Origin of the sequence: Streptomyces catenulae (assembly GCF_000718015.1) — a bacterium.
GTDB classification, from domain to species: Bacteria; Actinomycetota; Actinomycetes; order Streptomycetales; family Streptomycetaceae; genus Streptomyces; species Streptomyces catenulae.
This window is the reverse complement of record NZ_JODY01000001.1, coordinates 106,075-131,993: the sequence shown is the minus strand read 5'-3', so window position 1 is coordinate 131,993 and position 25,919 is coordinate 106,075. Positions and strand designations below refer to the sequence as shown.

Genomic DNA, 25,919 nt, shown 5'->3' with positions numbered 1-25,919 from the left:
GGGCAGCCGCAGGTCAGGCGGGCAGGTGCGGGTCCCCGAGGACGGCCGGGGGCTCGTCGTCCATCTCGAAGGCGAGCGGGAACGGCGCGTGTCCGGCGAGGCGGAAGTAGCGCACGACCCGGTGGCGGCGGACCGCGCGGGCGGCCCGTACGGCGTCGTTGTGGAAGCGGCGGGCCATGGGGACGCGGCGGACGGCGGCGGTCAGCTCCGCGAGGGTCTGCTCCCCGGCGGGCGCCTCGCGGACCGCGGCCACCTGCTCGCGCTCGCCGAGGGTGGCGCGGAGCGCCTGGGTCAGCTCGCTCTCGGCGACCTCCCGGCCGTCCTCCGGCGCCTGCCGGGCGGCGTGCGCCGCCTGGTAGAGCACGATCGAGGCGGCGGGGTCGAGGACGCCGGAGGTGCCGATCTCCTGGGCGACCGAGGCGCGCCGCAGCAGTTGCGCGTCGAGAGCGGCGCGCGCCGCGTCGATCCGGGCGTGCAGCCGGTCGAGGCGGCCCGCGGTCCAGCTCAGGTAGATGCCGATGAGGACGACGACGGCCGCGATCCAGATGAAGGTGGTCACGCGGCGTCACCCTACCGGCCCGGACGGCGTACCCGCGGGGCGCGGGCGGCCCCGGGGATCACGGGCCGTAGCGGCGGTCAGTCCTGGGCGGTGCGCCCGGCGGGCTCGTCGGCGGCGACGGAGCGGCCGGGCTCGGCGCCCTCGGTGACCGTCTCGTAGACCGCGAGGATGTCGGCGCCGACGGTGGACCAGTCGAAGCGCCGCACGTGCCGGGAGCCGCGTTCGCTCAGTTCGGCGCGGCGTGCGGGGTCGCGGAGCAGGCGGACGGCGGCGGCGGCGAGGGCGTCGGCGTCCTCGTTGGCGAACAGTTCCCCGGCCTCGCCCTGGTCGAGGACCTGGGCGAACGCGTCGAGGTCGCTGGCGAGCACCGGCGCACCGGCCGACAGCGCCTCGACGAGGATGATGCCGAAGGACTCGCCGCCGGTGTTCGGGGCGACGTACAGGTCGACGCTGCGCAGCAGGCGGGCCTTGTCCTCGTCGCTGACCATGCCGAGGAACTCGACGTGCGAGCGGAGTTCGGGGGGCAGCGCGGCGACCGCCTCCTCCTCGTCGCCGCGCCCGGCGACCAGCAGCCGGGCGCCGGGGACCTCGGCGAGGATCGCGGGCAGGGCGCGCATCAGGACCGGCAGGCCCTTGCGGGGCTCGTCGATCCGGCCCATGAAGCCGATGGTGGGGCCGGAGCCCGCCCCCGTGGCCGCGGCGTCCCCGGGGCCGGACTGCCAGGCGGCCTTGGGCTCGGCGCGGGCGAAGAAGTCGACGTCCACGCCGTTGGGGATGACCACCGCGTCGCCGCCGAGGTGTTCGACGAGGGTGCGGCGGGCGTACTCGCTGACCGCGATGCGCGCGCTGATCTTCTCCAGCGCGGGCTGCAGGATCGGGTACGCGGCGATCATCGCCCGGGAGCGCGGGTTGGAGGTGTGGAACGTCGCGACGATCGGGCCGCGCGCCGCCCAGCAGGAGAGCAGGCCGAGGGAGGGCGAGGCCGGTTCGTGGATGTGGATGACGTCGAAGGCGCCGTTCTGGAGCCAGCGGCGGACCCGCGCGGCGGAGAGGAAGCCGAAGTTCAGCCGGGCGACGGAGCCGTTGTACGGCACCGGCACCGCGCGGCCCGCGGAGACGACGTACGGCGGCAGCGGCGTGCCGTCGTCGGCGGGGGCGAGGACGGAGACGTGGTGGCCGCGGGAGAGGAGGTGTTCGGCGAGGTCGCGGATGTGGAACTGGACGCCGCCGGGGACGTCCCAGGCGTAGGGGCAGACGATGCCGATTCTCACGGCGTCTCCGTTCCGCGGGCCGCGTCGCGCGGCTCCAGGTCGTCGAGCCAGAGGCGTTGCAGCATGTGCCAGTCCTCGGGGTGGTCGGCGATGCCGGAGGCGAAGGCGTCGGCGAGCGCCTGGGTCATGACGGCGGTCTTCTCCGCGGTGGTGCCCTCCGCCGGGACCTCGACCTCGGGGTGGATCCGGCCGCGCATCACCGGCGAGCGGTCGTACCAGAGGGTGACCGGCAGCAGTATCGCGCCGGTGCGGGCGGCGAGCATCGCGGGTCCTGCGGGCATCTTCGCGGCGTGGCCGAAGAAGTCGACCTCGACGCCGGAGCTGGAGAGGTCGCGGTCGGCGACGAGGCAGACCAGGCCACCGGCGCGCAGCCGCCGGGCGAGGGTGCCGAAGGCGGCGCCGCCGGTGTGCGGCAGCACCTCCATGCCCAGGCCCTCGCGGTAGGCGACGAAGCGGTCGTAGAGGGATTCCGGCTTGAGGCGTTCGGCGACGGTGGTGAAGGGGACGCCGAGCGCGGTGGTCACCCAGACGCCCGCCAGGTCGTAGTTGCCCATGTGCGGCAGGGCGAGGATCACCCCCCGGTCGTCGGCCAGGGCGCCCTTGAGCCGGTCGACGTCCTGCGCGGCGAAGCCCGCCGTTATCCGTTCGCGGCTCCAGGACGGCAGCCGGAAGGACTCCATCCAGTAGCGCATGTACGAGCGCATCCCGGCGCGGGACAGCTCGGTCAGCCGCTGCGGGGTGGCGTCCGGGACGACGCGGGCGAGGTTGGCCTCCAGGCGCAGCACGCCCTTGCCGCGGCGGCGCCAGGCGGCGTCGGCGATCGTGCGGCCGAGGCGTACCGCCACGCCCTCGGGCAGCTTCTTGACGGTGCTCCAGCCCAGCCCGTAGAGGGCGTCGGTGAGCCGGTCGGTGTCGATGCGGCTCATGCGCCCTTCCCCCCGTGGGCGACGGCGGCGTCCGCCTCGGCGGACTCCCGGCGGACCGTCACCACACGCTGGGCGAGGGTGACGGCGCTGCCGACGGCGACGATCCACAGCGCGATCGGCAGCAGGATCTGGACGCCGGGCACCCCGAAGGCGTGCAGCCCGGACAGACCGCAGGCGACGAGGGAGATGACCAGCCGCTCGGCGCGTTCGACCAGACCGTTGACGTTCACCGGCAGCCCGATGGCCTCGCCGCGCGCCTTGGTGTACGAGACGACCTGGCCGCTGGCGAGGCAGAAGATGGCGATGGCACAGAGCAGCATGCTGTCGCCGCCACCGGCGTACCAGAGGGCGAGCCCGCCGAAGATCGCGGAGTCGGCGACCCGGTCGAGGGTGGAGTCCAGGAAGGCGCCCCAGCGGCTGGAGCGTCCCAGCTGCCGCGCCATGTTGCCGTCGACCAGGTCGGAGAAGACGAAGAGGGTGATGACGACGGTGCCCCAGAAGAACTCACCGCGGGGGTAGAAGGCCAGCGCACCGGCGACCACGCCCCCCGTACCGACGAGGGTGACCGCGTCCGGGCTGACGCCGAGGCGGATGAGCAGGGCGGCGAACGGCGTGAGAACACGCGTGAAGAACGCACGCGCGTACTTGTTCAGCATGGCCTTCCCGGAGGTTGATACGGGCCGTGCGGTCAAGGGGCCACCGGCTGGCCCATCGTAGCCAGGCGCTCCCCGGGCGCCGCGCACCCACCGCGCCGCCCGGGGACGACCGGCCGCCCGGCGCGGGCCGCCACTCCCCCGCCGCCCCCTGTGGACGGGCCCCCACCGCGGTGGAAAGCTCGAATCACCGCAAAGGTGACGACCTGGAGGCGAGGGCATGAACGAGAAGCCGGATGCGGGGGCGGCCGACGGCCCCGCCGCCGTCCGCAACGTGGTCCTGGTCGGCCACAGCGGCGCGGGCAAGACCACCCTCGTGGAGGCGCTGGCCCTGACCGCCGGGGCCACCGGCCGCGCCGGGCGGGTCGAGGACGGCGACACCCTCTCCGACCAGGACCCGATCGAACAGCGGCGGCAGCGCTCGGTCCAGCTCTCGCTGGTGCCGGTGGAGTGGCGTGGCTGCCGGATCAATCTGCTGGACACGCCCGGGTACGCCGATTTCGTCGGGGAGCTGCGGGCCGGGCTGCGGGCGGCGGACGCGGCCCTCTTCGTGGTCTCCGCCGCGGAGGAGGTGGCCGGGGCGACCCGCGCGGTGTGGGAGGAGTGCGCGGCGGTCGGCATGCCGCGGGCGCTGGTCCTCACCCATCTCGACGCCGCCCGCGCCGACGTCGCCACCGTCCTGCGCGGCTGCGGCGAGGCGCTGGGCGACGGCGACCCGGACGCGGTGCTCCCCCTGTATCTGCCGCTGTACGGCGCGGCGGGCGCGGACGGCCACGCACCGGTGACGGGGCTGCTCGGGCTGTTGACGCGGCGGGTGGCGGAATACGCGTCGGGCGAACGTACCGAGCGGGAGCCGGACGGCGCGGAGCGGGCGCTGCTGGACGAGGCGCGCGGCCGGTTGATCGAGGGGATCATCGCGGAGAGCGAGGACGAGACGCTGATGGACCGCTACGTGGGCGGCGAGGAGCTGGACGTCGACCCGCTCGTCGCCGACCTGGAGACGGCGGTCGCCCGCGGCACCTTCCACCCGGTGCTCGCCGCCGCCCCGCCCACCGGCGCCGCCCGCCGCGGGCTGGGCACCGTGGAGCTGCTGGACCTCCTCGTCCGGGGTTTCCCGGCGCCGGGCGAGCGGACCGCGCCGCAGGTCACCGCGCCCGACGGCGCGCCGCGGCCGCCGCTGGTCTGCGATCCGGCCGGTCCGCTGGCGGCGGAGGTCGTCAAGACCACCTCCGACCCGTACGTCGGGCGGCTGTCGCTGGTGCGGGTGTTCTCCGGGACGCTGCGGCCGGACGAGGCGGTGCACGTCTCGGGGCACGGTCTGGAGGACCGCGGCCACGCCGACCACGACGTGCAGGAGCGGGTGGGCGCGCTGTCCGTGCCGTCCGGGAAGCAGCAACAGCCGCTGGCGCGGGCGGTGGCCGGGGAGTTGGCGTACGTGGCGAAGCTCGGCCGGGCGGAGACCGGCGACACCCTGTCGTCGTGCGGGCGGCCGCTGCTGATGGCGCCGTGGACGATGCCCGACCCGCAGCTGCCGGTCGCGATCGAGGCGCACGGCAAGGCGGACGAGGACAGGCTCTCGCACGGGCTGGCGCGGCTGGTCGCGGAGGATCCGACGATGCGTCTGGAGCGGCATCCGCACACCGGCCAGGTGGTGTTGTGGTGCCTGGGCGAGGCGCATGCGGAGGTCGCGCTGGAGCGGCTGCGGACGCGGTACGGCGTCCGGGTCGACACCGTGGCGTACCGCGTGCCGCTGCGGGAGACGTTCGGCGGCGCGGCGTCCGGGCGGGGGCGGCAGGTCAAACAGTCCGGCGGGCACGGGCAGTTCGCGATCTGCGAAATCGACGTGGAGCCGCTGCCCGCGGGCTCCGGGATCGAGTTCGTGGACACGGTGGTGGGCGGTGCGGTGCCGCGGCAGTTCATCACGTCGGTGGAGAAGGGGGTACGCGCCCAGGCGGCGCAGGGGGTGGCGGCCGGGTATCCGCTCGTCGACGTCCGGGTCACGCTGCGGGACGGCAAGGCGCACTCGGTGGACTCGTCGGACGCGGCGTTCCAGGCGGCGGGGGCGCTGGCGCTGCGGGACGCGGCCGGGCAGGTACGGATCGACCTGCTCGAACCGGTCGCGGAGGTCGCGGTGTTGATTCCGGACGAGTTCGTCGGCGCGGTGCTGAGCGATCTGTCCGGACGGCGCGGCCGGGTGGTCGGCACCGAGCAGGAGGAGGTCGGCGACCACACCTGGGTGCGGGCCGAGGTGCCGGAGGCGGAGATCGCCCGCTACGCCGTCGACCTGCGCTCGCTCGCACACGGCACGGGCCGCTTCACCCGGACCCATCTGCGCCATGAGCCGATGCCGCAGCAGCTGGCCGAGGCGGTGCGGCGGGGCGGGGAAAACGGCGCATAGTCAACGATTGACCGGCGGCCCGTCCGGTCAACTCCCTTGTGCCCGGCCCCGCCTGTACGCTGACCGGACGGGCTCGGCAGGTGTGCCAGGAGCGGTGGACGGGTAAAGAGCCGCGGCAGTGATGGTGCGGCGTTGGGGGCGGGCAGTGGCAGCAGACGGCTTCGACTTCAGTCCCGGGGCGCAGGTCCCGCTCCTGGGGGGCGCGGGACAGACCGCGGCGACCCAGGCGTTGGCCTCCGCCGCGTATCGGGACAGTCCGTTGGCCGATATCTCCAAGGCGGATTCGGACTCGGGCGCCTCCGACATCAAGAAGCCCAAGATCTCGCTCTTCGAGCCGAATCTCGGCGAGGCGTTCTCCCGGGCGATCCAGACGCGGATGCTCGGCGGCGGCCGGAAGGCGCTCATCCAGTCCTTCGGCACCGAGCCGCAGGTCATCGTCGAGCACTGTCTGGCGGCCACCCGTATCCGCAAGCAGCGGGACGCCAAGCTGACGGTGATCATGCTGCTGTGCGGGCTGGCGTTCCTGCCCGGTGTGCTGCTGTGGCTGGGCGGCTTCCAGCTGAAGAAGTACCTCGCCAAGGACGGCAAGACCTCCCTCGGCGGTTCGGCGCTGCTCGCCGTGCTCGCGGTGGCCGGGGTGGTCCTGCTGATCAAGTTGCCGACGACGGGCTTCTGGCCGATGTACGCCCGGGCCGCGGTCGTCGTCCCGATCGTCGGCTGGTGGTTCGCCAAGCAGATCTGCGAGCGGACGGCGGTGCTGCTGCGCGAGGCGTGGCAGGGGCTGCTGGACGGCGGCGGGGTCGGCGCGAAGATCCCCGAGGCGGTGCCGGGCGATCCCGGCGAGATCGCGGCCGAGACGCTGCGGCACAATCTCGCCAAACTCTCCGCGGAGCAGCGCAGCAACGTCGTCTTCTACGCCGGTCCGCGCGGCATCCTCGGCATGGGCACCCGCTGGGGCAGCTGGCATCTGGCCGAGGAGCTGAAGCCGGCGAAGGAGGGCACGGAGATCCATCCGTTCCGCAGCTGGGACGTCGTCCGGGCGATCCACGACAAGCTGCGGATGCTGGAGCGCAGCCCGCTGCACACCGGCGGGTTCCAGCAGGCGCCGCAGGTCAACCACTGGATCGTCGTACCGGTCGGGGAGAAGGCCAAGGAGGTCAGCCGTCCGGACGGCACCGACACCGACGCCTTCCAGATCCGCGGCCACGAGGTCGAGCGGATCTGCAACGAGCAGCAGTTCGGCAGCGGCAACCGCCACTACCTGGGCGTGCAGTTCGTGCTGTGGGACGGCCAGTTGGTGCTGACGTTGCTGATCACGGTCACGGTGCTGCACGAGACGCTGCGTATCGAGGTCACCGGCCACGCCCTCGGCCCGGTCAACTCCCTGTTCACCGGCAAGCCGTCGCCCAAGACCAAAGAGGTCGCGAAGGTCGTCAAGTTCTGGGAGACGCGTAAGCAGACGCTGCCGCTGATCGACCCCTCCGAGGTCGTCCGGCTCTCCGCCCGCGCCCCGCTGACGTGGTTCCCGCCGGTGCTGGACTTCCTCGGCGGCAAGCTGGGGCTGCCCGAGCCGTTCGGGCTGCGGCACGTCTGGGCGGACAAGCCCTGGCGGCACCGCTTCATGGCCGATGACGCGCTGCGCGCGGCGACGCCGGTGCTGCGCGCGGTCCACACCGCGGCGGTGGGTGTCCTCAAGGAGAACGGCGTGGACACCGAGCGCTTCGAGGGCCGTTCGATGGTGCTCAGCGGCATGGTCCAGGGCGTCGAGCCCCGGAAGGCCGACGAGTACAGCGCCTGACCCGCGGCCGTCCACTCCCCCGCCTCCGACTCCCGTACGGGCCCGCCCCGTACGGGAGTCGGCCGTTTCGCGGCCCGGTGTGCGGTCCGGCCGGTCAGCGGAAGATGCCGGTGTGGCCGAGGGAGTAGCGGCCGGGCTGCGGGTAGACCGCGAGGCCGTGCGGGCCGTTGCCGACCGGGATCTTCGCCAGGGTCTTCCCCGTACGGGTGTCGAGGGCGTAGACCTCCGAGTTGTAGCGGCCGGAGAGCCACAGGACCTTGCCGTCGGCGGAGACGCCGCCCATGTCGGGGCTGCCGCCGCCGCGGATGTGCCATTTGCCGGTGAGGCGGCCGGTGGCGAAGTCCAGCAGCGAGATGGTGCCCTCGCCGCGGTTGGAGATGTACATCTGCTTCGAGTCACGGCTGACGTAGAGGCCGTGGGCGCCCTTGCCGGTGCGGAGCAGCTTCGGCCGGGTGAAGTGGTCGCCGTCGAGGACCCACACCCCGTCGGAGGTCATATCGGCGATGTACCAGGTCTTCCCGTCCGGGGAGAGCTTGACGTCCTGCGGCATCGCGCCGTGCTGCGGCAGCTTCTGCTGGCCGGTCACCGTCATCTTCGCGGTGTCGACCTTGAGCAGTTCGCCGGAGAACTCGCAGGAGACGATGAAGTACCGGCCGTCGGCGGAGAAGTCCGCGTGGTTGACCCCGGCGCAGCTCACCGGCACGGTCTTGCGGACCGCCATGGTGTGCGGGTCGCGGAAGACCAGCTGTTTGTCCATCGACGCCATGACGATCGCGTACTTGCCGTCGGGCGTGAAGTAGAGGTTGTACGGGTCGTGGACCGAGACGGTCTTCCCGGACTTGCCGGTGCGCGGGTCGATCGGGGTGAGGCTGTTGCCGCGGTCGTTGTTGACCCAGAGCGTCTTCATGTCCCAGGACGGCACGACGTGCTGCGGCTGCACACCCACCGGCATGGTCCGGACGACCTTGTACGTCCGCGGGTCGATGACGCTGACGGTGTTGGAGATGGTGTTGGGGACGTACACCATCGAGGGATAGTCCTTGACCTGCGGGACGAGCTTGCCGGGCCGGTCGGCGGCGTAGATGTCGTGCGGGTCGAGCAGCGGCGGCATACCGGGCAGTCCGGGGCGGGCGGCCACCGCCGGGGACGGGCTCGCGGGGCGTGGGGAGTGCGGGGCGCGGGCGGCGGGGTCGCCTTTCCCGCAACCGGCGGCGAGCAGCGCGCACACGGCGGCCAGCAGGGCGGCCTTCCCCGGGGTGCGGCGGAGGGCAGAGGTCCGGTCAGCCATCAGGTCACCAGCTCCGTAGTCGTCACCGCGCGCAGACCGCGCCGGTGCAGGCCGTCGAGGATCGGGGGCAGCGCGGCGACGGTGCCGGGGTGCCCGAGGTGGAGGCTGACGACCGAGCCGGGCCGGACACCGTCCAGCACGGTGCGCCGGACGGCGGACGCGCCGGGGTCGTCGGCGTCGAGGGAGTCCAGGTCGTACGAGAGGACGTGCGGGTACCCGGCCCGGCGGGCCAGCCGGACCACCCGGTCGGTGGCGTACTGGGTCCGCGAGGGGCGGAACCAGCTGCCGATGGTGCCGGTGAGGGTCCGCAGCCGGTCGGCGCAGCCGGTGATCTCGGCGTACGCCTCGTCCTCGGGCATCGCGCAGATGGTGCGGTGGTGGAGGGTGTGGTTGCCCAGTTCGTGGCCGCCGTCGAGGATCCGGCGGGCCATCGCGGGCTGTTCGTCGAGCCAGGTGCCGACGGCCAGCACGGTGAGACGGGCACCGGCCCGCTCGGCCTCGCTCAGCAGCGCGGTCGCGGTCTTCGGGTCGCCCTGGCCGTGGAAAGTGAGCGCGACCGCGTCGCCCCGCCGGGGGCCGTGGGCGATCTGCGCGGGCAGGCCCGGCGCGCGGGTGGGCGGCCGGGCGGCGTGCGCCGGGCGGGGCGAGGCCGGGCGCGGGGTGGCCGGGGCGGTGGCGCGGGCGGCCGCGGGGTCCGCGCCGCCTCGGGTGCAGGCGGTCGCGGCGGCCCCGGCGGCCACCGCGGCGGCAGCGCGTAGCACAGAACGACGGTCCGGTGGAGTCACCACTCCATTACAGAGCGGGACGGACCGGAAGGAGGTGTTTTGTTCGGCCCTTCGGAGGAGCGGTGCGCCCCGGGGAGGTGCGCGGTCCCCGGGGCGGCGGCGCCGTTACGCGGGCCAGGCGTCCGCGAGCATCCGCCGGGTGTCGGCGAGGAGCTGCGGCAGGATCTTGGTGTGGCCGACCACCGGCATGAAGTTGGTGTCGCCGCCCCAGCGCGGGACGACGTGCTGGTGGAGGTGGGCGGCGATACCCGCACCGGCCACCGCGCCCTGGTTCATACCGATGTTGAAGCCGTGCGCCCCGGACGCGGTGCGCAGCGCGGTCATCGCGTGCTTGGTCAGCTCCGCCAGCTCCGCGGTCTCCGCCGCGTCCAGCTCGGTGTAGTCCGCGACGTGCCGGAACGGCACCACCATCAGATGCCCGCCGTTGTACGGGTAGAGGTTCAGCACCGCGTAGACATGTGCGCCGCGGGCGATGACCAGACCGTCCTCGTCGGACTTGGCGGGGATCGAGCAGAACGGACAGCCGTCGTCGGCCCCTGGGCCGCTCGGCTTGTTCTCCCCCTGGATGTACGCCATCCGGTGGGGCGTCCACAGGCGCTGGAAGGCGTCCTGCGTCCCGACTCCGATCTGCTGCTCCGGCTCGCTCGTCATACCGGCCAGCATATGGCGTCCGCCGTCCGCGGCGTGTCGCCGGGGCGCACCGCACCGCACCCTCCCCGATGCTGGGCCGATGGACCGGAACGACCGTCTGGCGGCGTGGGAGAGACGCGCCGACCCCTACCTCCTCGCCGCCTCACTGCTCTTCCTGCTCGCGTACGCGGTACGGGTCCTGGAGCCCGGCATGTCCCCCGCCGTACGGGCCTGCTGGGCCGCGGTGACCGCTCTGACCTGGGCGTGCTTCATCGCGGAGTATCTGACCCGGCTGGCGCTCAGCCCGGACCGGCGGCGGTTCGTACGCACCCGCTGGCTCGACCTGCTGGTGGTGGTGCTGCCGCTGCTGCGACCGCTGCGGCTGGTCGAGACGCACGACCGGCAGCGGCTGCGCCACCGGCGGCCGCGGCTGGTGCTGGAGGCGCGGGTGATGGCGTACGCCGGGCTGTCCGCGCTGCTGCTGGGGTTCGCGGCGGCGCTGGCCGTGCTGCACGAGGAGCGGTCGGCGCCGGGGAGCGGCATCCACGATCTGGGGGACGCGGTGTGGTGGGCCGTGGCGGCGCTGACGACGACGGGGTACGGCGACGCCACGCCCGTCACCGCGCGCGGGCGCACCGTCGGCGCCGGACTGATGTTCGTGGGGGTGGCGCTGGTCGGTGCGGTGGTCGGCGCGTTCTCGTCCTGGCTGGTGCGGCGGTTCCGGCAGGAGGGCGAGGAGTGAGGCGCGGCGCGGGGAAGACGCCCGGGCCCCGGCGAGCGGTCGCTCACCGGGGCCCGGGCGGATGGTCGGCGTGGGGTCACACCTGGATGCGGCGCTCCACGGCGTCCACGATCTCGGCGATCGCCTCGGCGCGCGGGATGCCGTTCTTCTGCGAACCGTCGCGGTAGCGGAAGGAGACCGCGCCGCCCGCGACGTCCTCGTCACCGGCGATGATCATGAAGGGCACCTTGCTCTTCTGGGCGTTGCGGATCTTCTTCTGCATCCGGTCCGACGAGGCGTCGACCTCGATCCGCAGCCCCCGGGCGCGCGCCTCGTCGGCGAACTCCTGGAGGTAGGGGACGTGGGTGTCGCCGATCGGGATACCGGTGGCCTGGACGGGGGCGAGCCAGACCGGGAAGGCGCCCGCGTAGTGCTCCAGGAGCACGCCGAAGAACCGCTCGATGGAGCCGAACAGGGCGCGGTGCAGCATGACGGGCTGCTGCTTGGAGCCGTCCGCCGCGGTGTACTCCAGGCCGAACCGCTTGGGCTGGTTGAAGTCCACCTGGAGGGTCGACATCTGCCAGGAGCGGCCGATGGCGTCCTTGGCCTGCACGGAGATCTTCGGGCCGTAGTACGCGGCGCCGCCCGGGTCGGGGACGAGCGGGAGGCCCTGCTTCTCGGCGGCCTGGCGCAGCGCCTCGGTGGCCTCGGCCCAGTCCTCGTCGGTGCCGATGAACTTGTCGGAGTCGTCGCGGGTGGACAGCTCCAGCTCGAAGTCGGTCAGACCGTAGTCGCGGAGCAGGTCCAGCACGAAGGTCAGGAGCGTGTCCAGCTCCTCCGGCATCTGCTCCTTGGTGCAGTAGATGTGCGAGTCGTCCTGGGTGAAGCCGCGCGAGCGGGTCAGACCGTGGACGACGCCGGACTTCTCGTAGCGGTAGACCGTGCCGAACTCGAAGAGGCGCAGGGGCAGTTCGCGGTAGGAACGGCCGCGCGACTTGAAGATCAGGTTGTGCATCGGGCAGTTCATCGCCTTGAGGCGGTAGTTCTGCTCGTCGAACTCGATCGCCGGGAACATGCCCTCCGCGTAGTGCGGGAGGTGGCCCGAGATCTCGAAGAGCCGCTCCTTCGAGAGGTGCGGGGTGTTGACGAACTCATAGCCGGAGACCTCGTGGCGCTTACGGGAGTAGGTCTCCATCTCCTTGCGGATGACGCCGCCCTTGGGGTGGAAGACCGCGAGGCCCGGGCCCAGCTCCTCCGGGAAGGAGAAGAGGTCCAGCTCGGCGCCGAGCTTGCGGTGGTCGCGCTTCTCGGCCTCGGCGAGGAACTCCAGGTGGGCCTTGAGCTCGTCCTTGGTCGGCCAGGCGGTGCCGTAGATCCGCTGGAGCTGCTTGTTCTTCTCGCTGCCGCGCCAGTAGGCGGCGGCCGAGCGCATCAGCTTGAAGGCGGGGATGACGCGGGTGCTGGGCAGGTGCGGACCGCGGCAGAGGTCCTTCCAGCACAGCTCGCCGGTCTTGGCGTCGAGGTTGTCGTAGATGGTCAGCTCGCCGCCGCCCACCTCGGCGGCGGCACCCTCGGCGGCCTCCGCAGCGTTGCCCTTGAGGCCGATCAGCTCCAGCTTGTACGGCTCGTCGGACAGCTCGACGCGGGCGTCCTCGTCGGTGGTGACCCGGCGCGCGAACTTCTGGCCGCGCTTCTGGATCTCCTGCATCTTCTTCTCGATGCGCTTGAGGTCTTCCGGCTGGAACGGGGTCTCGACGTCGAAGTCGTAGTAGAAACCGTCCTTGATGGGCGGGCCGATGCCGAGCTTGGCCTCCGGGAACAGCTCCTGCACGGCCTGCGCCATCACGTGTGCGGTGGAGTGCCGCAGGATGTTCAGGCCGTCCTCGGAGGTGATCTCGACGGGCTCGACGGTCTCGCCGTCGGCCACCTCGTACGCCAGGTCCTTCAGCTCCCCGGCCACCCGCGCGGCGACGACGGCGCGCTCGCCCTGGAAGAGGTCGGCGGCCGTAGTGCCCGTGGTCACCACGCGTTCTTCCCGCTCGGAATCGCGTTGGACGGTCACACGGACGTCTGACACCGGTCTCTCCTGTCATGTCTGCTGCGCGTCAGCGATTGCTGCGCAGGGAAATCGTACCGATCCCGCGGACCGGAGCGCGAAACGGTTTGCCCGGGACCGGCTCACCCGGGGCGGGCCGGGCCACGGGCCGCCGCCGGGGGCGCCGGTTCCCCGGGTCGCCCCCGGGGAGGACGGTTTCCCGGGCGCCCCGGGACCCGGCGGTCCCTCCGTGCCCCTACGACGGCTCCCCCGGTTCCGGCTCGCCGGTCGGCAGCGGGACGACGCCCCGCGCCCCGGTCAGCCGTCGGAAGCCGCCGCGGCTCTCCAGGCGGCCGCTGATCCGGACCGGCAGATTCATCAGATGGGCCTGGCCCGCGACGCGGTAGTCGTCGTCGCCGAGCGCGACCCGCACCTGCTCGACGTCGGCGCCGGTGATCACCCGCAGCCGCACCACTCCCCCGCCCGGCCGCTCCCGGTGCAGCCGCACCACCGCACCGGTCACCCGGACCGGCAGCGACGGCTCGCCGCGGACGTAGCGCTGCGCGGCATCCGCCAGGGCCGGGAGGTCGCCCGTGGTGAACTCCACCGGCCCGGGGCGGACCGGGCAGCCGGACGGCGGGCCCGCGCCGGGCGACCAGTCCACCGTGATCCGGATGCCGCCGCCCTCGTGGACCAGCGCGATCAGCGCCTGCACCAGTTCGTGGCAGACGCCGAACGCCACCGCCGCGTCGAACGCCTCGGTACCCCCGGTCGCGCGCCGGTGGTCGGTGGCGTCCCGGGCGGCGCGCAGCGCCCGGTGCAGCGTGATCACCGGGTCCCGGCCGACCGACACCGGGATGAAGGCGGCGACCCGGCGACCCTCCGGCGCCGGTCCGAGCAGCGCGTCCGCCAGATACCGCTCGGCGTGGCCGCGGTAGCGCGACCCGTAGTACCCGGCGCGGGCGCAGCTGGCCAGCGCCGCGGCGCCCAGCGTCGCGCGCGCCGCACCGCGCAGCTGCTCCTGCGCCACCCAGCGCGCCACCACCGACCCGGTCCCCGGCGCCAGCCGCTCCCAGCGCACCTCGTCGCTGAGCGCCGCCATCCCCAGCAACACCTCCCGGGCGTACGGCGCCGGGCTGACGCTGAGCGTGGCCAGCGCCTCGGCCAGCAGATCGGCGCACTCCGGGAAGCGCGGGTCCTGCGGCACCAGCAGCCCGGCGCCGCCGCCCGGCGGGGTCCAGCGGGCGTACCGTCCGCCGGGGCCGCCCGTGCGGTGCCAGCCGTGCCGGGCCAGCAGCGCGCCGAGGATCGCGGGGTCGATGGCCGCCGGGTCGGGCAGCGGGATACCGGCGCCCGGCAGCTGCGGGCCCGGCACGGTGGTGTCGTCGATCGGCCGGTGCATCACGGTCTCCCTCCCGGCCCGGTCCGCGCCGGGCGCGGTGGTCGAAGAGCTGCGGCCGGTCACCGGGAGGGGCCGGCCGGAACGCCCGGTGGCGGCCGTACGGGGCGGCCGCCGGGTGGGCGGCGGGGCGGGTGCGGTGCGCGGGGGCGGCGGCCCGCCGGGCGCGGGCGTACGGGCGGCCGTTCCGGTGCGGGCGGGTCCTCGCGCGAAGGCTCCGTCCGACGGGAGCCGCGGCCGGACTTGTGCCACGCCCCGTCCTTCTGGTTTGTCTCCCCGTCAAGTGGCCCGCAAACAAATGCGGTTCGGCGACACCACGAGGCGGGTATCACCTGCTCGGAACGTGGGCCGCCGCGTCGTCCCCGGCAGCTCGGCGCACCGCGTCGGCCGACGGACGGCGGGCGCCCGCGCCGTGGTGTCGGAGTGCGAGGAGGGGCGATGGTGCCGAGTTGGTACGACGGTCCGCTGGCGGCGTTCGGCGTCGGGACGACCGGGGACGATCCCGAGACCGACCGCGTCGTCGCGGCGGCGCTGGCGGTCCAGGAGACCCCGGGCGCCGCCCCGGCGCTCACCCGCTGGCTGATCAGTCCCGGCGTGGAGATCCCCGAGGTGGCGACGGCGGCGCACGGTCTGACCGCCGGGCACCTCGCCCGCCGTGGCCGCTGGCCGGCGCCCGCGGTCGACGAGATCGCCCGCGCCCTGGCCGCGCAGGCGGCGTCCGGCCGCCCGGTGGCCGTGCTGGACGCCCCGTTCACCCTGACGCTCCTGGACCGCGAGGCCACCCGCCACCGCGCCACGTCCCTGACCGGCTATCTCGGCAGCCATCCGCTGTACGTCCTCGACCCGCTGGTCCTCGACGCCCATCTGGACCGCTACCGCAAGGGCGACCGCGCCCTTCCCGACCTCTGCGCGCAGTACGACGTCAAGCCGTCCGACGGCGGGCACGGCTCCGGGCGCACCGCCGACGAGACGCTGACCGTCCTGGAGGTGGTCCGCGCGCTGGGCCGCCGCTTCGCCGCCCGCCTCGCCCGGCTGCGCCCCGACGAACTCCACACCCTCCAGACGACGTGGTTCGGCTCCCAGGTCCGCGACCGGCAGACGTGGTTCCCGCGCGGCGGCGCGGCAGACGGTCACTGGCCGATGCGGCCCGCCGTCCCGGAGAAGTGAGAAGCGCATTTACGCACCGCGCGGAAATGCGCGGGCAGTTCGGGAATTGCCGCCCCAACGAAAAGATCCGGGCCGTCAGTTGACGGCCCGGACCTTGATCCCGGTGGGCGATACTGGGTTCGAACCAGTGACCTCTTCGGTGTGAACGAAGCGCTCTCCCACTGAGCTAATCGCCCGGGTGTCGGCGGGGTTTCCCTCGCGAACGACCTGAACAATACAGGCCGCCACGGCTTTCCAACAAATTCCTCCGCGCGGGCCCCGCGGCACCCCGCGCCGGTCACCCGGTGCGACGGCCGGACGCGGTCAGCGGGCCAGCCACGCCACCAGACCGCGCCGCCCGGAGCGCATCATCAGCGCGTGGTTGAGCACGAACAGCGGCCGACCGGGCAGCGCCAGCCGGCGCAGCAGCGGCTTGTGCACCTCCACCGCCTGTTCGAACAGGACCCGCGTCCCGCCGCCGCGCGCCGTGACCGTCCACCGCACCCAGCCCTCAAGATCGCCGCGAAGCGTCACCTCCAGCATCCCGGCACGCGGATCCCGCCCACCCTCACCTGCGACGACGTCCAGTTCGTACGGGAGGAACGAGCGGAAGCGGGCCGTTCCGCCGGACTCGCCGGTGCGGTCGACGGCGCGCACCTGGGGCCACCACAGCGGATAGCTCTCGACGCGTTCGAGGACGGCGTAGACGACCGCGGGCGGGGCGTCGGGCAGCAGCCACACGCTGCGGAAGCGGTAGCGGTGGAGTGCGCGCGACCAGGAGGGCATGGGTTCAGTGTGCCGCTCCGGGGCGGGTGGGACCCAACAACCGCGAAGGTCCGGAGGCTTGGAGCCTCCGGACCTTCGGCCGGGGTGGGCGATACTGGGTTCGAACCAGTGACCTCTTCGGTGTGAACGAAGCGCTCTCCCACTGAGCTAATCGCCCGGCGCACGGCACACATTACCCCACACGGACGGGGCCCCGTGACCACCCGGACGGCCCCGGCGCAGGTCATCGCCGCGCACACCGCATCCGACGGGGCGACCCGCGCCGTCCGGCACCCGGCCGGGCCCGGCCACCCGGAGCACCGCCCCCCAAGATCACCAGCGGGCCCGGCGACCACGGCTCCGCCTCCGCACCCCGAACCGGCGGCTCCGCCGGATGCCACACCCACCCCCACCGAACACCACCCTTCCGTGACCCTCCGTATTCGCTTCATCGCGCCCGGAGTGACCCGCCACCCGAATATCCATGGGGGACGATCTTTCAATCCGCCGTCAGAGGTACCCGAAGCCACCCAAAACGCTCAGAGGGGTTTACAACGGCACCGTAGGTGGCATGTCGATTTCGCCGACGTGCGAATCCCCGAGCGCACACTGAGCGAAAGGCCCTGGCGCTTATGAACACCACGGTCAGCTGCGAGCTGCACCTGCGCCTCGTTGTGTCGAGCGAGTCCTCACTGCCTGTACCGGCGGGCCTGCGGTATGACACGGCCGATCCTTACGCCGTGCATGCCACCTTCCACACCGGAGCCGAAGAGACCGTCGAGTGGGTTTTCGCCCGCGATCTCCTCGCCGAGGGCCTGCACCGGCCCACCGGCACCGGCGACGTCCGCGTCTGGCCGTCCCGGAGCCACGGACAGGGCGTGGTCTGCATCGCCCTGAGTTCCCCGGAAGGCGAAGCCCTCCTGGAGGCCCCCGCACGGGCCCTCGAATCGTTCCTCAAAAGGACCGATGCCGCGGTACCGCCCGGTACCGAGCATCGGCATTTCGATCTCGACACAGAGCTCTCCCACATCCTCGCGGAGAGCTGAGACGCACCACAGCCACCCACCGCAACCAACCCGCACACGTCCGCGGCGTCCGACTCGGGGAGACGCCGCGGGACCGACAAGTTCATATGGCACGCTCCGGCGCCGTCACCGCGGACCCACCGCGGTGACGGCGCCGCGGCATGGGCGACGCGCTAGAGTCGGCGACCATTCCGCAAGGACTCGGGGGCGGCTTCTCGCGTCGCCCCACCCTGCCTGGGAGCGAAACCGTGATGATCACGCACGACACCCGGTGCGCCCTGGACGCGGTCGTCGACCTGCTGAACACCGCGCCGGAGGGCGAGGCGCCCGGCAGCCCGGACACCCTGACCGATACGGCCGCACTGCAGGAGTTCACCGCGCGGCACGACATCAGCGGGGTGGGCACCCTCGACGACACCGACCTGGCCGCCGTGAGAGCGCTGCGCGCCCGCTTCGCGGAGGTTTTCGCCGCACCCGACGACCGCGGGGCCGCCGCGCTGCTGAACGCGCTGATCGCCTCGGCGGGCACCACTCCGCAGCTGACGGACCACGACGGCTACGACTGGCACGTCCACTACTTCGCGCCGGGTGCCTCGGTCGCCCACCATCTGGCGGCCGACTGCGGCATGGCGCTGGCGTTCCTGGTGGTGGCGGGTGAGCGGGAGCGGCTGCGGCGCTGTGAGGCGCCGGGCTGCCGACACACGTTCGTGGATCTCTCCCGGAACCGCTCCCGGCGCTACTGCTCCAGCCGGACCTGCGGCAACCGGCTGCACGTCGCCGCCTACCGGGCGCGGCAGCGGGAGGCCGCGGACTGAGCCGCACCGGCCACGTCCCGCCCCTCACTGGAGGTACAGGTCGTGGACGGCGCCCAGCAACAGCAGCAGGCCGATGAAGGCGAGGAAGAGCATCAGGGGCGGCTGGGACAGCGCGAAAAGACATCCGCGCGGTTCGGGGGCCGGGGCTTCATCCCGGGCCAGGGCACACTCATCGTTCATTTCGCGACGATCATGGCGCAGCCGATCAGTCGCGAATGCCCAATTACCCCCTCAGTGGCGGGAGTTCATCAGATCCCGTGTTTTTTGAGGATCGCTTCGATGTCCGAGAAGTCATCCTCAGGAGCCGTTTTCCCCTTGGCCGGGCCCGCGGACCCGGCGGCCGTACGGCCCGCTCCCAGGGACGGGGCGGAGGCGCCCGGGGACACCGCCGCGCCACGGGCGGAGGCCGCGGCCCGGCGCTCCTTGCGGCTGCCGACACCGCCTCGGCGGCGCTCCACCGCGCGGCCGATCATGAACAGCACGACCGAGAGCGCCAGCAGACCGAACCCGGCCCAGACCGTCGGCTTGAGGACGAGCCCGGTGATCCAGTCGATGATGCCGGTCATCGCCAGACCGATCGGGATGAGGGCGAACGCCGCGATCCGCATCGCCGCCAGGAAACGCTTGCGGTAGGCCGTCAGCGCGGCGACGGCCAGGCCCGCCGCCGACACCGCGGCGCATACGGTCGATGTCAGCATCGGGTCCTCCTGCCCTAGGTGGGAGGGAGCGCACCCTGCGTCCCCTTCCTCCATCCTGCCCTGCCCGACGTCCTCGCGGCCATGCCCGGCCGGGGTGATCAGGGAGATCTCCGGGTCGGACTCCTCCCGAGGTCCAGGTGCCCCTGCCGCCCGGCGGACTGGGAGACTGGCCCCATGAACGACTCCCCCGCCTCCGGCGCACCCTCCGCCTCCTCCTCCGCCCCCGTCGTCCTGGACGTCTGGTGCGAGCTGCAGTGCCCGGACTGCCACACCGCCCAGGACGATCTGCGCGCCCTGCGCGCACGCTACGGCGACCGGCTGGACATCCGGCTGCGCCACTTCCCGCTGGAGAAGCACAAGCACTCCTACGCGGCGGCACAGGCGGCCGAGGAGGCTGCCGAGCAGGGCAAGGGCCAGGAGTTCACCGAGGCGGTGCTGGCCCGCACCGAGGAGCTGGGCCGCACCGGCGACCCGCTGCTGCTGGAGGTCGCCGACGCGCTGGGCCTGGACTCCGACGAGCTGGACACCGCGCTGATCGACGGCCGCCATCTGCTGATCGTCGACGCCGACCACGCCGAGGGCAAGGCGATCGGCGTACGCGGCACCCCCACGTACGTCATCGGCGGGGAGCTGCTGGACGGCAGCGCGAGCCAGGAGGGGCTGCGGGCCCGGATCGAGGAGATCGCGGACCGGCTGCTCGGCGAGGGCTGAGCGCGGCTCACAGGAGCGGCTTGGCGAGGAGCAGTCCGGTGGGGCGGTAGCCCAGGGCCGCGCAGAGACCGCGGGCGGCGGTGTCGTCCGCGCGGACGGTCAGCGCGATCAGGGGCGCCCCGGCGGCCAGGCACTCCCGCTCCGCGACGCCCAGCAGGGCCCGGCCGTGGCCGTGGCCGCGGTGTTCCGGGGCTACGAAGACATCGAGGACGCGTCCGCCGGGCAGGTCCGGCGGACGCAGCGCGGTCCAGACATGGCCGACGCCGGTGCCACCGACGCTGAGGAGCCGCACCGCGTGGTGCGGTGTGGCGGCGCCCTCCGGGAGCAGCGCGCGGTGTTCGGCCTCCGCCGCACGGGTGGCTTCGTCCGAGGTCAGCCCCGGTGCGGCAAGGAGGCGGGCGCGGTCCGCGACCGCGGCGGCGCGCCAGGACGGGTACCCGTCGGCGGCCAACGGACGGTCCTCGGCGCCCGGCGGCGGCTGCGGGACGGCGACGATCACCTTGGCCAGGTGGTGGGCGCGTTCGGTGTACCCCAGGGCCGCCGCGAGGCGCAGCGCGGCCTCCCCTCCGGCGGGGGCGGTCACCGCGATCCGGCGGCAGCCCCAGCCGCGCAGCACCTCCTCGGCGGCGAGGGCGGCGACGGTGGCCCGGCCACGGCGGCGGTCGGCGGCGTCGACCGCCAGTTCCTCGATACGGCCCGTGGCGGGCCCGGTGAGCGGGTCGGTGGTGAGCCGGACACCGCCCACCCGGCGGCTGTTGACGCAGATGTCGTAACGGCGGGCGCGGTGGCCCTCGCCGTCTCGGTCCTCCGGTCCCGCGGGACGCAGCGTGGTGGTCACGGGGACCTTCTACCCGCCGCCGCGGCCCTTCACCTCACCGCGGGTCGAAGTCGGCGGCGGCGCCCGCGTCGAAGGCGCACATCGCGGCGCGGGTCACCGGGCCCGGCGCGTCGCCGAGTTGACGGTCGTCGACCCGCGTCACCGCCTGGACGTCGCGGAGCGTGGACGTCAGGAAGATCTCCTCGGCGCTCTCCAGGGCGTCCAGCGGCAGATCGGTCTCCTTGGCACCGGCCCAGGCGACGGTCAGCGCACGGGTGATCCCGGCCAGGCAGCCGGAGGTCAGCGGCGGGGTGTGCAGTTCCCCGTCGAGGACGACGAAGACGTTGGAGCCGGTGCCCTCGCAGAGCGCGCCGACGGTGTTGCCGAACAGCGCCTCGGAGGCGCCGCGTTCCCGCGCCCGGGCGAGCGCGACGACGTTCTCGCCGTACGAGGTGGTCTTCAGGCCCGTGAGCGCACCGCGTTCGTTGCGTGTCCAGGGGACGGTGACGGCGGCGGTGGTGTCGGGGCGGCGGGTGGCCTCGCCGACGGCGATGAGCAGGGTCGCGGGGGCGTCGCCGCGGTCGGAGCCGAGGGGCGACTCACCGCCGGTGTAGGTGATCCGCAGTCGGCCGAGCGCCATCGGGTTGGCGTCGAGGACGGCGGCGCAGCCACGGCGTACCTCGTCGAGATCGGGCTCGGGCAGTCCCAGACCGCGGGCGGAGTGGGCGAGCCGCTCCAGGTGGCGGGTGAGGGCGAAGGCGCGGCCGCCCTCGGCCTTGACCGTCTCGAAGACGCCGTCGCCGACCGTCAGTCCGTGGTCGAAGACGGACACCCGGGCCCGGCCGGCCTCCTGCAGTGCCCCGTCCAGCCAGATCCTCATGGTGCCGTCCTTCCGTTCACGTCGAGCTCACCCGACGCTACCGCGAGCAGCCGTCGCGCCTTGAGCTCGGTCTCCGCCCACTCGCGCGCCGGGTCGGAGTCCCAGATGATCCCGGCGCCCGCGCCGAACCGCAGCTCGGGCCCGTCCGCCGCGGCGCGGTCGATCCAGAAGGTACGGATCCCGACGGCCAGCTCACCGGTGCCGCGGTCGGCGTCGACCCAGCCGACGCCGCCGCAGTACGGGCCGCGCGGCGCCGTCTCCAACTCGTCGATGATCCGCAGCGCGCTCCCCTTGGGCGCGCCGGTGACCGAGCCGGGCGGGAAGGTCGCGGTGAGGAGATCGGCCCAGGCGCTCTTGGCGTGCCGCTCGTCGATCTCACCGCGCACGGTGGAGACGAGGTGGACGAGACCGGGGTGTTCCTCGACGGCGCAGAGCGCGGGGACGGTGACGCTGCCGGTGGCGCAGACCCGGCCGAGGTCGTTGCGGACCAGGTCGACGATCATCACGTTCTCCGCGCGGTCCTTGTCCGTCAGATCCGCCGCGGTGCGCCCGGTCCCCTTGATGGGGCCGGACTCGACGGTGCGCCCGTCGCGGCGGAGATACAGCTCGGGCGAGGCGGTGGCGACCTCGACGCCGTGCGCCGGGAGGCGGACGGTGCCCGCGTACGGCGCGGGGTTGCCGAGGGCGAGTACGGCGGTGAGGGCGTCGATGTCGCTGCGCCCGGGGTCGGGCAGCGGCGCGCTCAGCACCCGGCAGAGGTTCACCTGGTAGACGTCGCCCGTTCCTATGTATGCGCGTATGCGGCGCACCCCGTCCATATAGGCGGCGCGGTCCAGGGAGCTGCGCCAGTGGCCGGGGGCGGGGCCGTGCCAGGCGCGGGGATCGGGGGCGTCGGCCGGAGTGGCGGGCCGGACGTCGGCGAAGCGGGCGCAGATCACCTCCCCCTCGAATCCGGCCACCACCGCCCACCAGCCCGTGGAGTCCAGGGCTGCGGGGTCGGTGGTGACGTCGCGGAGATCGGTCGCGATGAGGCCGCCGAAGCGGGCCACAGGAGGGAGGTCGTGCACGTCAGCGAGTCTAGATCTCGGGCCCTTCCGGCGCCGTGGCCGAGCCAGAAGCGCAGCACCTGCACAAACGCGTTTTTGTACTGGCCCAGGAATCCGCTAGAGTTCAACACGTCGCCGGGAAGCGCAAGCGCCCCGGAGGCCCGGTAGCTTCCCGGACACGGTTCGGGAGAGTCACCTGCGGACGTAGCTCAGTTGGTAGAGCACCACCTTGCCAAGGTGGATGTCGCGAGTTCGAGTCTCGTCGTCCGCTCGATGTGGGGGATCATCCCGAACCCCTACGCTCCAGGTGGAGTGGCCGAGAGGCGAGGCAACGGCCTGCAAAGCCGTCTACACGGGTTCAAATCCCGTCTCCACCTCCAAGGACGATTAGCTCAGCGGGAGAGCGCTTCCCTGACACGGAAGAGGTCACTGGTTCAATCCCAGTATCGTCCACTGCCCGGTAACATATACGGGCCCCGCGCGATTAGCTCAGCGGGAGAGCGCTTCCCTGACACGGAAGAGGTCACTGGTTCAATCCCAGTATCGCGCACGCAGTACCCACAGAGGACTTCGATTCTCGGTGGTCCCGAGGACGATTAGCTCAGCGGGAGAGCGCTTCCCTGACACGGAAGAGGTCACTGGTTCAATCCCAGTATCGTCCACACCGCAGACCTGAGGGCCGGAGCAGCGCACGTTGCTCCGGCCCTCAGGCGTTCCCGGAAAGTCGAAGAACTCATCTGCCGTACGGGGGCGGGGAGTTGGCGTGCCGATCCGCGAGTGGTCCGGCCGTGCCGTGCCGGAAAAACCCGGTGGCCGGGCATCTCCCCAGATGCCCGGCCACGCGTGCCGTCCGTGACACCCCCGTCCCCACGGGGCTGGGCCACGCTTCCCCCGTCCCGGGCCGCTCTCCCGGGACCGGAGCGCCGTTTCAGCGCCCCAGCAACACGGCCACGGACGACGCCTGCGTCATGACGGCTTCCCAGCCGCCGAAGACCACACAGAGCAGGACCGCGAGCGGCAGCGCCATGGCGACCGCGATCAGTGGATGGCGGGTACCCGAAGGGCGGCGGACGCCGAGCGGGGCGACGCGTTCGCGCCACCGTGCCCGCGGCGCCGTGCGCCCCTGTGGATCCGTCATCCCGGCTCCTGTCGTGTGGTGGTGGCGGCGGGCACGGGACCTCGGGGGACGAGTACGGCGCCCGCCGCTCCGTCTCCACAGTAGGCAACCGCCCGGAGCCGGACGTCAGCCCGTCGTACCGGTGAACGGCCTCCAGGAGGAGGAGGGCGGGCCGGGGTGCGTACTCCGCTGGTTGCAGAACCGACCCCGGGGTGACCCTGAGGCGTGTGGTGCGCCGGGGCGGGGCGAGTTGTCCGGGCGGGGCGGGCGCGCGCATCCCGGTCGCGGGTGGACAGATACCCCAACGGGTGACTTCTCTCACTCCCCGAACGGTCCGTGCCGTCCGCCGGGGGCCGGGCGCGGAGCGGATTGCGCCCGGTACGCGGCGACTTGGGCGCGGGGGCGCGGTTTCCGGCCGCCCGTCCAGGTCGCCGGACGGAGGCCGGGCGGCGGGCCAATGTCCCTGCTGAGGCCGGGGATTGGACCCCACCGGCGGGGAGGGACCGGGGACCGGCCGGAAATCGCCGGGGCACGGGCCCGCCCGCGACCGTGTCCGGTGCCCGCTGTGGGCTCATGCGCGGCCTCTCAGCGCGCCGCGCCGTCAATCCGTAAGCTGTGCCACGTCAGACGGTTGGCACGGAGTGGGTCTTGCCCACCGCAGGTATGGGGACGGACATGGCGATGATGCGGCTCCGGCGCGAGGACCCGCGTGTCGTCGGGACCTTCCGGCTGCACCGGCGGCTCGGCGCGGGCGGGATGGGCGTCGTCTATCTCGGCTCGGACAGACGCGGACAGCGGGTGGCGCTGAAGGTGATCCGGCCGGATCTCGCGGAGGACCAGGAGTTCCGTTCCCGGTTCGCGCGGGAGGTGTCGGCGGCCCGGCGGATCCGCGGCGGCTGCACGGCACGGCTGGTCGCCGCCGATCTCGACGCGGACCGCCCGTGGTTCGCCACCCAGTACGTACCGGGTCCGTCGCTGCACGACAAGGTGAACGAGGAGGGGCCGCTCGACCCCGCGCAGGTCGCCTCGATCGGGGCGGCGCTCTCCGAGGGGCTGCTGGCCGTCCACGACGCGGGCGTGGTCCACCGTGACCTCAAGCCGTCCAACATCCTGCTGTCCCCCAAGGGGCCGCGGATCATCGACTTCGGTATCGCCTGGGCGACCGGCGCCAGCACGCTCACGCATGTCGGGACGGCCGTCGGCTCCCCCGGCTTCCTCGCGCCCGAGCAGGTGCGGGGCGCCGCGGTGGCCCCGGCGACCGACATCTTCGCGCTGGGCGCCACCCTCGCCTACGCCTGCACCGCAGACTCCCCCTTCGGGCAGGGCAGTTCGGAGGTGATGCTGTACCGCGTGGTGCACGAGGAGGCGCAGCTGGCCGGGGTGCCGGACGCGCTGGCGCCGCTGCTCGCGGCCTGTCTGGCGAAGGATCCGGCGGACCGGCCCAGCACGCTGTCGCTGTCGCTGCGGCTGAAGGAGATCGCCGCCCGGGAGGCGCACGGGCTGTCGGGCGCCCCGCAGGACGGTGCGCCCGGCGGTGCGGCGGCCCCTCCCGCGCGCGGTGAGCGGCGGCCCGGCGAGCGGCCCACCGGGCGGCGCGCCGATGCCTACGCGCGTCAACGTACCGAGCGGGGCGCGGCCGGGACGCCCGCGCCGCGTCCGTCGGCCGGGGGCGCGCCCCGGCCCCCACAGCGGGAGGCGGCGGCGCGCGCCGCCGGGCCCGCCTCGGCGTCCGGCCGTCGGCAGACCGGCGGGCGGCCCGCGGGACGGGTGCCCGCCGCCCGGCCCGGCGGCCGCAAGACGCCGCGTACGCCACCGCGTCCGACTTCGGGCGGCCGTCGGCCGGGTCCCGACCGGCGGTTGATGCGGCAGCGGATCCTGGTGTTCGTCACGGTGACGCTGCTGGTGGCGCTGGGGATCGCGGCGGCACAGGGCTGCCAGGGACCGACGCGTGGGCTGGGCGGCGAAGGGTCCGTACCGGTCGGGCGGAGCGCCGTGGAGATGCCGCGGGGACACTCCCCCGACGCCGCCCCGCCGTCCGGCGACGCGAAGAGCTGAACCGCACCGCACAGCCGTACGCCCGGAGTCTTTCGCAGGCTCCGGGCGTACGGCTGTCGGGTTTTCGGGCGGTGGGGCGGCCCGTCGTGACGGTGTGGAAGGCGACCGCCGGGGCGGCGCCGACGTCTTGGGGGTCGACGCCGCATCGCATCCGTGATCACCGCGTACAGCTGTCCGGTGCAGTGGGGGTGGGAACAGCCGCCCAGGGGCACCCGGCGTGCCGCGGGCGCGAAACCGTGCAACGAGCGGCAGGCGGCGAGTCCGTGTCAGTTCCTCGTCGCCTTCCCGGTACGCCTCGACAACGTCGCAGAGATCGGTGCGGAGACCCGGCTCGGCGGCGAGCCGACTCCCTCGCGATGCTGCGGGACAAACACGCCGAGC

Annotated in this window: 24 protein-coding genes and 7 tRNA genes; 13 read left to right on the top strand and 18 right to left on the bottom strand. The window is 73.4% G+C overall.

Translation table 11 applies throughout. From position 1 onward, the window contains the following. Positions 1 to 13 precede the first annotated feature (13 nt). The 4 genes from IF23_RS0100555 to pgsA all read right to left on the bottom strand — a co-directional run bounded on the left by IF23_RS0100555 (position 14) and on the right by pgsA (position 3,412). Positions 14 to 559, bottom strand: a complete 546-nt coding sequence (locus IF23_RS0100555; protein ID WP_030278505.1) for a LemA family protein — start codon at positions 557 to 559, stop codon at positions 14 to 16. A 77-nt stretch (positions 560 to 636) separates the two neighbouring features. Beyond that, entirely contained in the window at positions 637 to 1,830 is a 1,194-nt protein-coding gene (locus IF23_RS0100550; RefSeq protein WP_030278503.1) for a glycosyltransferase family 4 protein, read from the bottom strand. Further along, complete coding sequence (locus IF23_RS0100545; RefSeq protein WP_030278501.1) at positions 1,827 to 2,756, bottom strand: phosphatidylinositol mannoside acyltransferase; 930 nt, start codon at positions 2,754 to 2,756, stop codon at positions 1,827 to 1,829. Before IF23_RS0100545 ends, IF23_RS0100550 begins: the two co-directional genes overlap by 4 nt. After that, positions 2,753 to 3,412, bottom strand: coding sequence for a phosphatidylinositol phosphate synthase (gene pgsA, locus IF23_RS0100540; protein ID WP_030278499.1), 660 nt, complete (start codon positions 3,410 to 3,412; stop codon positions 2,753 to 2,755). The genes IF23_RS0100545 and pgsA overlap by 4 nt, the downstream gene beginning before the upstream one ends. Before the next feature lie 217 nt (positions 3,413 to 3,629). Here pgsA and IF23_RS0100535 point away from each other — a divergent pair, with 217 nt between their 5' ends. Both IF23_RS0100535 and IF23_RS0100530 read left to right on the top strand, forming a co-directional pair. Then, positions 3,630 to 5,807, top strand: a complete 2,178-nt coding sequence (locus IF23_RS0100535; protein ID WP_030278497.1) for an elongation factor G-like protein EF-G2 — start codon at positions 3,630 to 3,632, stop codon at positions 5,805 to 5,807. A 121-nt stretch (positions 5,808 to 5,928) separates the two neighbouring features. After that, positions 5,929 to 7,605 (top strand): hypothetical protein, encoded by a 1,677-nt coding sequence (locus IF23_RS0100530; protein WP_078653703.1) that lies wholly within the window; start codon positions 5,929 to 5,931, stop codon positions 7,603 to 7,605. 94 nt (positions 7,606 to 7,699) lie between these two features. Here the strand turns inward: IF23_RS0100530 and IF23_RS0100525 are convergent, their stop codons facing one another. From IF23_RS0100525 to IF23_RS0100515, 3 genes are all read right to left on the bottom strand, one after another. Next, positions 7,700 to 8,893, bottom strand: coding sequence for a YncE family protein (locus IF23_RS0100525; RefSeq protein WP_030278493.1), 1,194 nt, complete (start codon positions 8,891 to 8,893; stop codon positions 7,700 to 7,702). Further along, positions 8,893 to 9,654, bottom strand: a complete 762-nt coding sequence (locus tag IF23_RS0100520; RefSeq protein WP_030278491.1) for a polysaccharide deacetylase family protein — start codon at positions 9,652 to 9,654, stop codon at positions 8,893 to 8,895. The genes IF23_RS0100525 and IF23_RS0100520 overlap by 1 nt, the downstream gene beginning before the upstream one ends. 129 nt (positions 9,655 to 9,783) lie before the next feature. After that, entirely contained in the window at positions 9,784 to 10,341 is a 558-nt protein-coding gene (locus tag IF23_RS0100515; protein ID WP_030278489.1) for an HIT family protein, read from the bottom strand. Positions 10,342 to 10,408: 67 nt separating this feature from the next. On the opposite strand from IF23_RS0100515, the gene IF23_RS0100510 reads away from it, so the two are divergent. After that, positions 10,409 to 11,050, top strand: coding sequence for a potassium channel family protein (locus IF23_RS0100510; protein ID WP_030278487.1), 642 nt, complete (start codon positions 10,409 to 10,411; stop codon positions 11,048 to 11,050). 76 nt (positions 11,051 to 11,126) lie between these two features. On the opposite strand, the gene thrS is transcribed toward IF23_RS0100510, so the two are convergent. Continuing rightward, positions 11,127 to 13,106, bottom strand: a complete 1,980-nt coding sequence (gene thrS, locus IF23_RS0100505; protein ID WP_030278485.1) for a threonine--tRNA ligase — start codon at positions 13,104 to 13,106, stop codon at positions 11,127 to 11,129. Between the two features lie 214 nt (positions 13,107 to 13,320). Next, positions 13,321 to 14,466, bottom strand: a complete 1,146-nt coding sequence (locus IF23_RS0100500; RefSeq protein ID WP_245654848.1) for a hypothetical protein — start codon at positions 14,464 to 14,466, stop codon at positions 13,321 to 13,323. Between the two features lie 438 nt (positions 14,467 to 14,904). On the opposite strand from IF23_RS0100500, the gene IF23_RS0100495 reads away from it, so the two are divergent. Continuing rightward, positions 14,905 to 15,630: a 3'-5' exonuclease family protein gene (locus IF23_RS0100495; protein WP_078653730.1), complete on the top strand. Its 726-nt coding sequence runs from the start codon at positions 14,905 to 14,907 to the stop codon at positions 15,628 to 15,630. A gap of 104 nt (positions 15,631 to 15,734) precedes the next feature. Here IF23_RS0100495 and IF23_RS0100490 read toward each other — a convergent pair. The 3 genes from IF23_RS0100490 to IF23_RS0100480 form a co-directional block, all read right to left on the bottom strand. Further along, positions 15,735 to 15,806: transfer RNA gene (locus IF23_RS0100490), tRNA-Val, on the bottom strand. Between the two features lie 127 nt (positions 15,807 to 15,933). Continuing rightward, on the bottom strand, positions 15,934 to 16,395 hold the full coding sequence (locus IF23_RS0100485) for an SRPBCC family protein (RefSeq protein ID WP_030278479.1): 462 nt from the start codon (positions 16,393 to 16,395) through the stop codon (positions 15,934 to 15,936). Positions 16,396 to 16,480: 85 nt separating this feature from the next. Then, positions 16,481 to 16,552 (bottom strand) — tRNA-Val (locus IF23_RS0100480). 454 nt (positions 16,553 to 17,006) lie between these two features. Between IF23_RS0100480 and IF23_RS0100475 the strand changes: the two genes are divergently transcribed. Both IF23_RS0100475 and IF23_RS0100470 read left to right on the top strand, forming a co-directional pair. Beyond that, positions 17,007 to 17,420 (top strand): SsgA family sporulation/cell division regulator, encoded by a 414-nt coding sequence (locus IF23_RS0100475; RefSeq protein WP_003959770.1) that lies wholly within the window; start codon positions 17,007 to 17,009, stop codon positions 17,418 to 17,420. 227 nt (positions 17,421 to 17,647) lie between these two features. Continuing rightward, the gene (locus tag IF23_RS0100470; protein WP_030278477.1) at positions 17,648 to 18,214 is read left to right on the top strand and encodes a CGNR zinc finger domain-containing protein; all 567 of its coding nucleotides are present in this window, start codon (positions 17,648 to 17,650) and stop codon (positions 18,212 to 18,214) included. A gap of 24 nt (positions 18,215 to 18,238) precedes the next feature. Here the strand turns inward: IF23_RS0100470 and IF23_RS34285 are convergent, their stop codons facing one another. After that, positions 18,239 to 18,394, bottom strand: coding sequence for a hypothetical protein (locus tag IF23_RS34285; protein WP_169749979.1), 156 nt, complete (start codon positions 18,392 to 18,394; stop codon positions 18,239 to 18,241). A 68-nt stretch (positions 18,395 to 18,462) separates the two neighbouring features. Continuing rightward, positions 18,463 to 18,912, bottom strand: a complete 450-nt coding sequence (locus tag IF23_RS0100460; protein WP_030278475.1) for a hypothetical protein — start codon at positions 18,910 to 18,912, stop codon at positions 18,463 to 18,465. 174 nt (positions 18,913 to 19,086) lie between these two features. Between IF23_RS0100460 and IF23_RS0100455 the strand changes: the two genes are divergently transcribed. Beyond that, complete coding sequence (locus IF23_RS0100455) at positions 19,087 to 19,623, top strand: DsbA family protein (RefSeq protein WP_030278474.1); 537 nt, start codon at positions 19,087 to 19,089, stop codon at positions 19,621 to 19,623. Between the two features lie 7 nt (positions 19,624 to 19,630). Here IF23_RS0100455 and IF23_RS0100450 read toward each other — a convergent pair whose 3' ends face one another. The 3 genes from IF23_RS0100450 to IF23_RS0100440 are packed head-to-tail and all read right to left on the bottom strand — an operon-like array spanning position 19,631 to position 22,387. Further along, a complete protein-coding gene (locus IF23_RS0100450; RefSeq protein WP_030278472.1) occupies positions 19,631 to 20,461 on the bottom strand; it encodes a GNAT family N-acetyltransferase in 831 nt (276 codons plus the stop codon). A 34-nt stretch (positions 20,462 to 20,495) separates the two neighbouring features. Beyond that, on the bottom strand, positions 20,496 to 21,320 hold the full coding sequence (locus IF23_RS0100445; protein ID WP_030278470.1) for an aminotransferase class IV: 825 nt from the start codon (positions 21,318 to 21,320) through the stop codon (positions 20,496 to 20,498). Then, complete coding sequence (locus tag IF23_RS0100440) at positions 21,317 to 22,387, bottom strand: chorismate-binding protein (RefSeq protein ID WP_078653702.1); 1,071 nt, start codon at positions 22,385 to 22,387, stop codon at positions 21,317 to 21,319. The genes IF23_RS0100445 and IF23_RS0100440 overlap by 4 nt, the downstream gene beginning before the upstream one ends. 177 nt (positions 22,388 to 22,564) lie before the next feature. Here IF23_RS0100440 and IF23_RS0100435 point away from each other — a divergent pair. The 5 genes from IF23_RS0100435 (at position 22,565) to IF23_RS0100415 (ending at position 23,028) form a co-directional block, all read left to right on the top strand. Continuing rightward, positions 22,565 to 22,637: transfer RNA gene (locus IF23_RS0100435), tRNA-Gly, on the top strand. Between the two features lie 35 nt (positions 22,638 to 22,672). Continuing rightward, positions 22,673 to 22,746: transfer RNA gene (locus IF23_RS0100430), tRNA-Cys, on the top strand. 1 nt (position 22,747) lies between these two features. Next, positions 22,748 to 22,819 (top strand) — tRNA-Val (locus IF23_RS0100425). Positions 22,820 to 22,844: 25 nt separating this feature from the next. Next, positions 22,845 to 22,916, top strand: a tRNA-Val gene (locus tag IF23_RS0100420). A gap of 40 nt (positions 22,917 to 22,956) precedes the next feature. Then, a tRNA-Val gene (locus IF23_RS0100415) sits at positions 22,957 to 23,028 on the top strand. A 266-nt stretch (positions 23,029 to 23,294) separates the two neighbouring features. On the opposite strand, the gene IF23_RS0100410 is transcribed toward IF23_RS0100415, so the two are convergent. Next, positions 23,295 to 23,504 carry a hypothetical protein gene (locus tag IF23_RS0100410; protein ID WP_030278466.1) on the bottom strand — a complete coding sequence of 70 codons (210 nt, stop codon included), beginning with the start codon at positions 23,502 to 23,504 and terminating at the stop codon, positions 23,295 to 23,297. 654 nt (positions 23,505 to 24,158) lie between these two features. Between IF23_RS0100410 and IF23_RS0100405 the strand changes: the two genes are divergently transcribed. Next, on the top strand, positions 24,159 to 25,538 hold the full coding sequence (locus IF23_RS0100405; RefSeq protein WP_030278464.1) for a serine/threonine-protein kinase: 1,380 nt from the start codon (positions 24,159 to 24,161) through the stop codon (positions 25,536 to 25,538). Positions 25,539 to 25,919 lie beyond the last annotated feature (381 nt).

What these genes read in the sequence shown, in the direction of transcription:
- IF23_RS0100460 (WP_030278475.1), bottom strand. Translation starts at nt 18,912, where the DNA reads ATGCTGACATCGACCGTATGCGCCGCGGTGTCGGCGGCGGGCCTGGCC.
- IF23_RS0100405 (WP_030278464.1), top strand. Translation starts at nt 24,159, where the DNA reads ATGGCGATGATGCGGCTCCGGCGCGAGGACCCGCGTGTCGTCGGGACC.
- IF23_RS0100515 (WP_030278489.1), bottom strand. Translation starts at nt 10,341, where the DNA reads ATGCTGGCCGGTATGACGAGCGAGCCGGAGCAGCAGATCGGAGTCGGG.
- IF23_RS0100525 (WP_030278493.1), bottom strand. Translation starts at nt 8,893, where the DNA reads ATGGCTGACCGGACCTCTGCCCTCCGCCGCACCCCGGGGAAGGCCGCC.
- IF23_RS0100545 (WP_030278501.1), bottom strand. Translation starts at nt 2,756, where the DNA reads ATGAGCCGCATCGACACCGACCGGCTCACCGACGCCCTCTACGGGCTG.
- IF23_RS0100500 (WP_245654848.1), bottom strand. Translation starts at nt 14,466, where the DNA reads ATGCACCGGCCGATCGACGACACCACCGTGCCGGGCCCGCAGCTGCCG.
- IF23_RS0100445 (WP_030278470.1), bottom strand. Translation starts at nt 21,320, where the DNA reads ATGAGGATCTGGCTGGACGGGGCACTGCAGGAGGCCGGCCGGGCCCGG.
- IF23_RS0100510 (WP_030278487.1), top strand. Translation starts at nt 10,409, where the DNA reads ATGGACCGGAACGACCGTCTGGCGGCGTGGGAGAGACGCGCCGACCCC.
- IF23_RS34285 (WP_169749979.1), bottom strand. Translation starts at nt 18,394, where the DNA reads ATGAACGATGAGTGTGCCCTGGCCCGGGATGAAGCCCCGGCCCCCGAA.
- IF23_RS0100485 (WP_030278479.1), bottom strand. Translation starts at nt 16,395, where the DNA reads ATGCCCTCCTGGTCGCGCGCACTCCACCGCTACCGCTTCCGCAGCGTG.
- IF23_RS0100475 (WP_003959770.1), top strand. Translation starts at nt 17,007, where the DNA reads ATGAACACCACGGTCAGCTGCGAGCTGCACCTGCGCCTCGTTGTGTCG.
- IF23_RS0100530 (WP_078653703.1), top strand. Translation starts at nt 5,929, where the DNA reads ATGGTGCGGCGTTGGGGGCGGGCAGTGGCAGCAGACGGCTTCGACTTC.
- IF23_RS0100410 (WP_030278466.1), bottom strand. Translation starts at nt 23,504, where the DNA reads ATGACGGATCCACAGGGGCGCACGGCGCCGCGGGCACGGTGGCGCGAA.
- IF23_RS0100455 (WP_030278474.1), top strand. Translation starts at nt 19,087, where the DNA reads ATGAACGACTCCCCCGCCTCCGGCGCACCCTCCGCCTCCTCCTCCGCC.
- pgsA (WP_030278499.1), bottom strand. Translation starts at nt 3,412, where the DNA reads ATGCTGAACAAGTACGCGCGTGCGTTCTTCACGCGTGTTCTCACGCCG.
- IF23_RS0100535 (WP_030278497.1), top strand. Translation starts at nt 3,630, where the DNA reads ATGAACGAGAAGCCGGATGCGGGGGCGGCCGACGGCCCCGCCGCCGTC.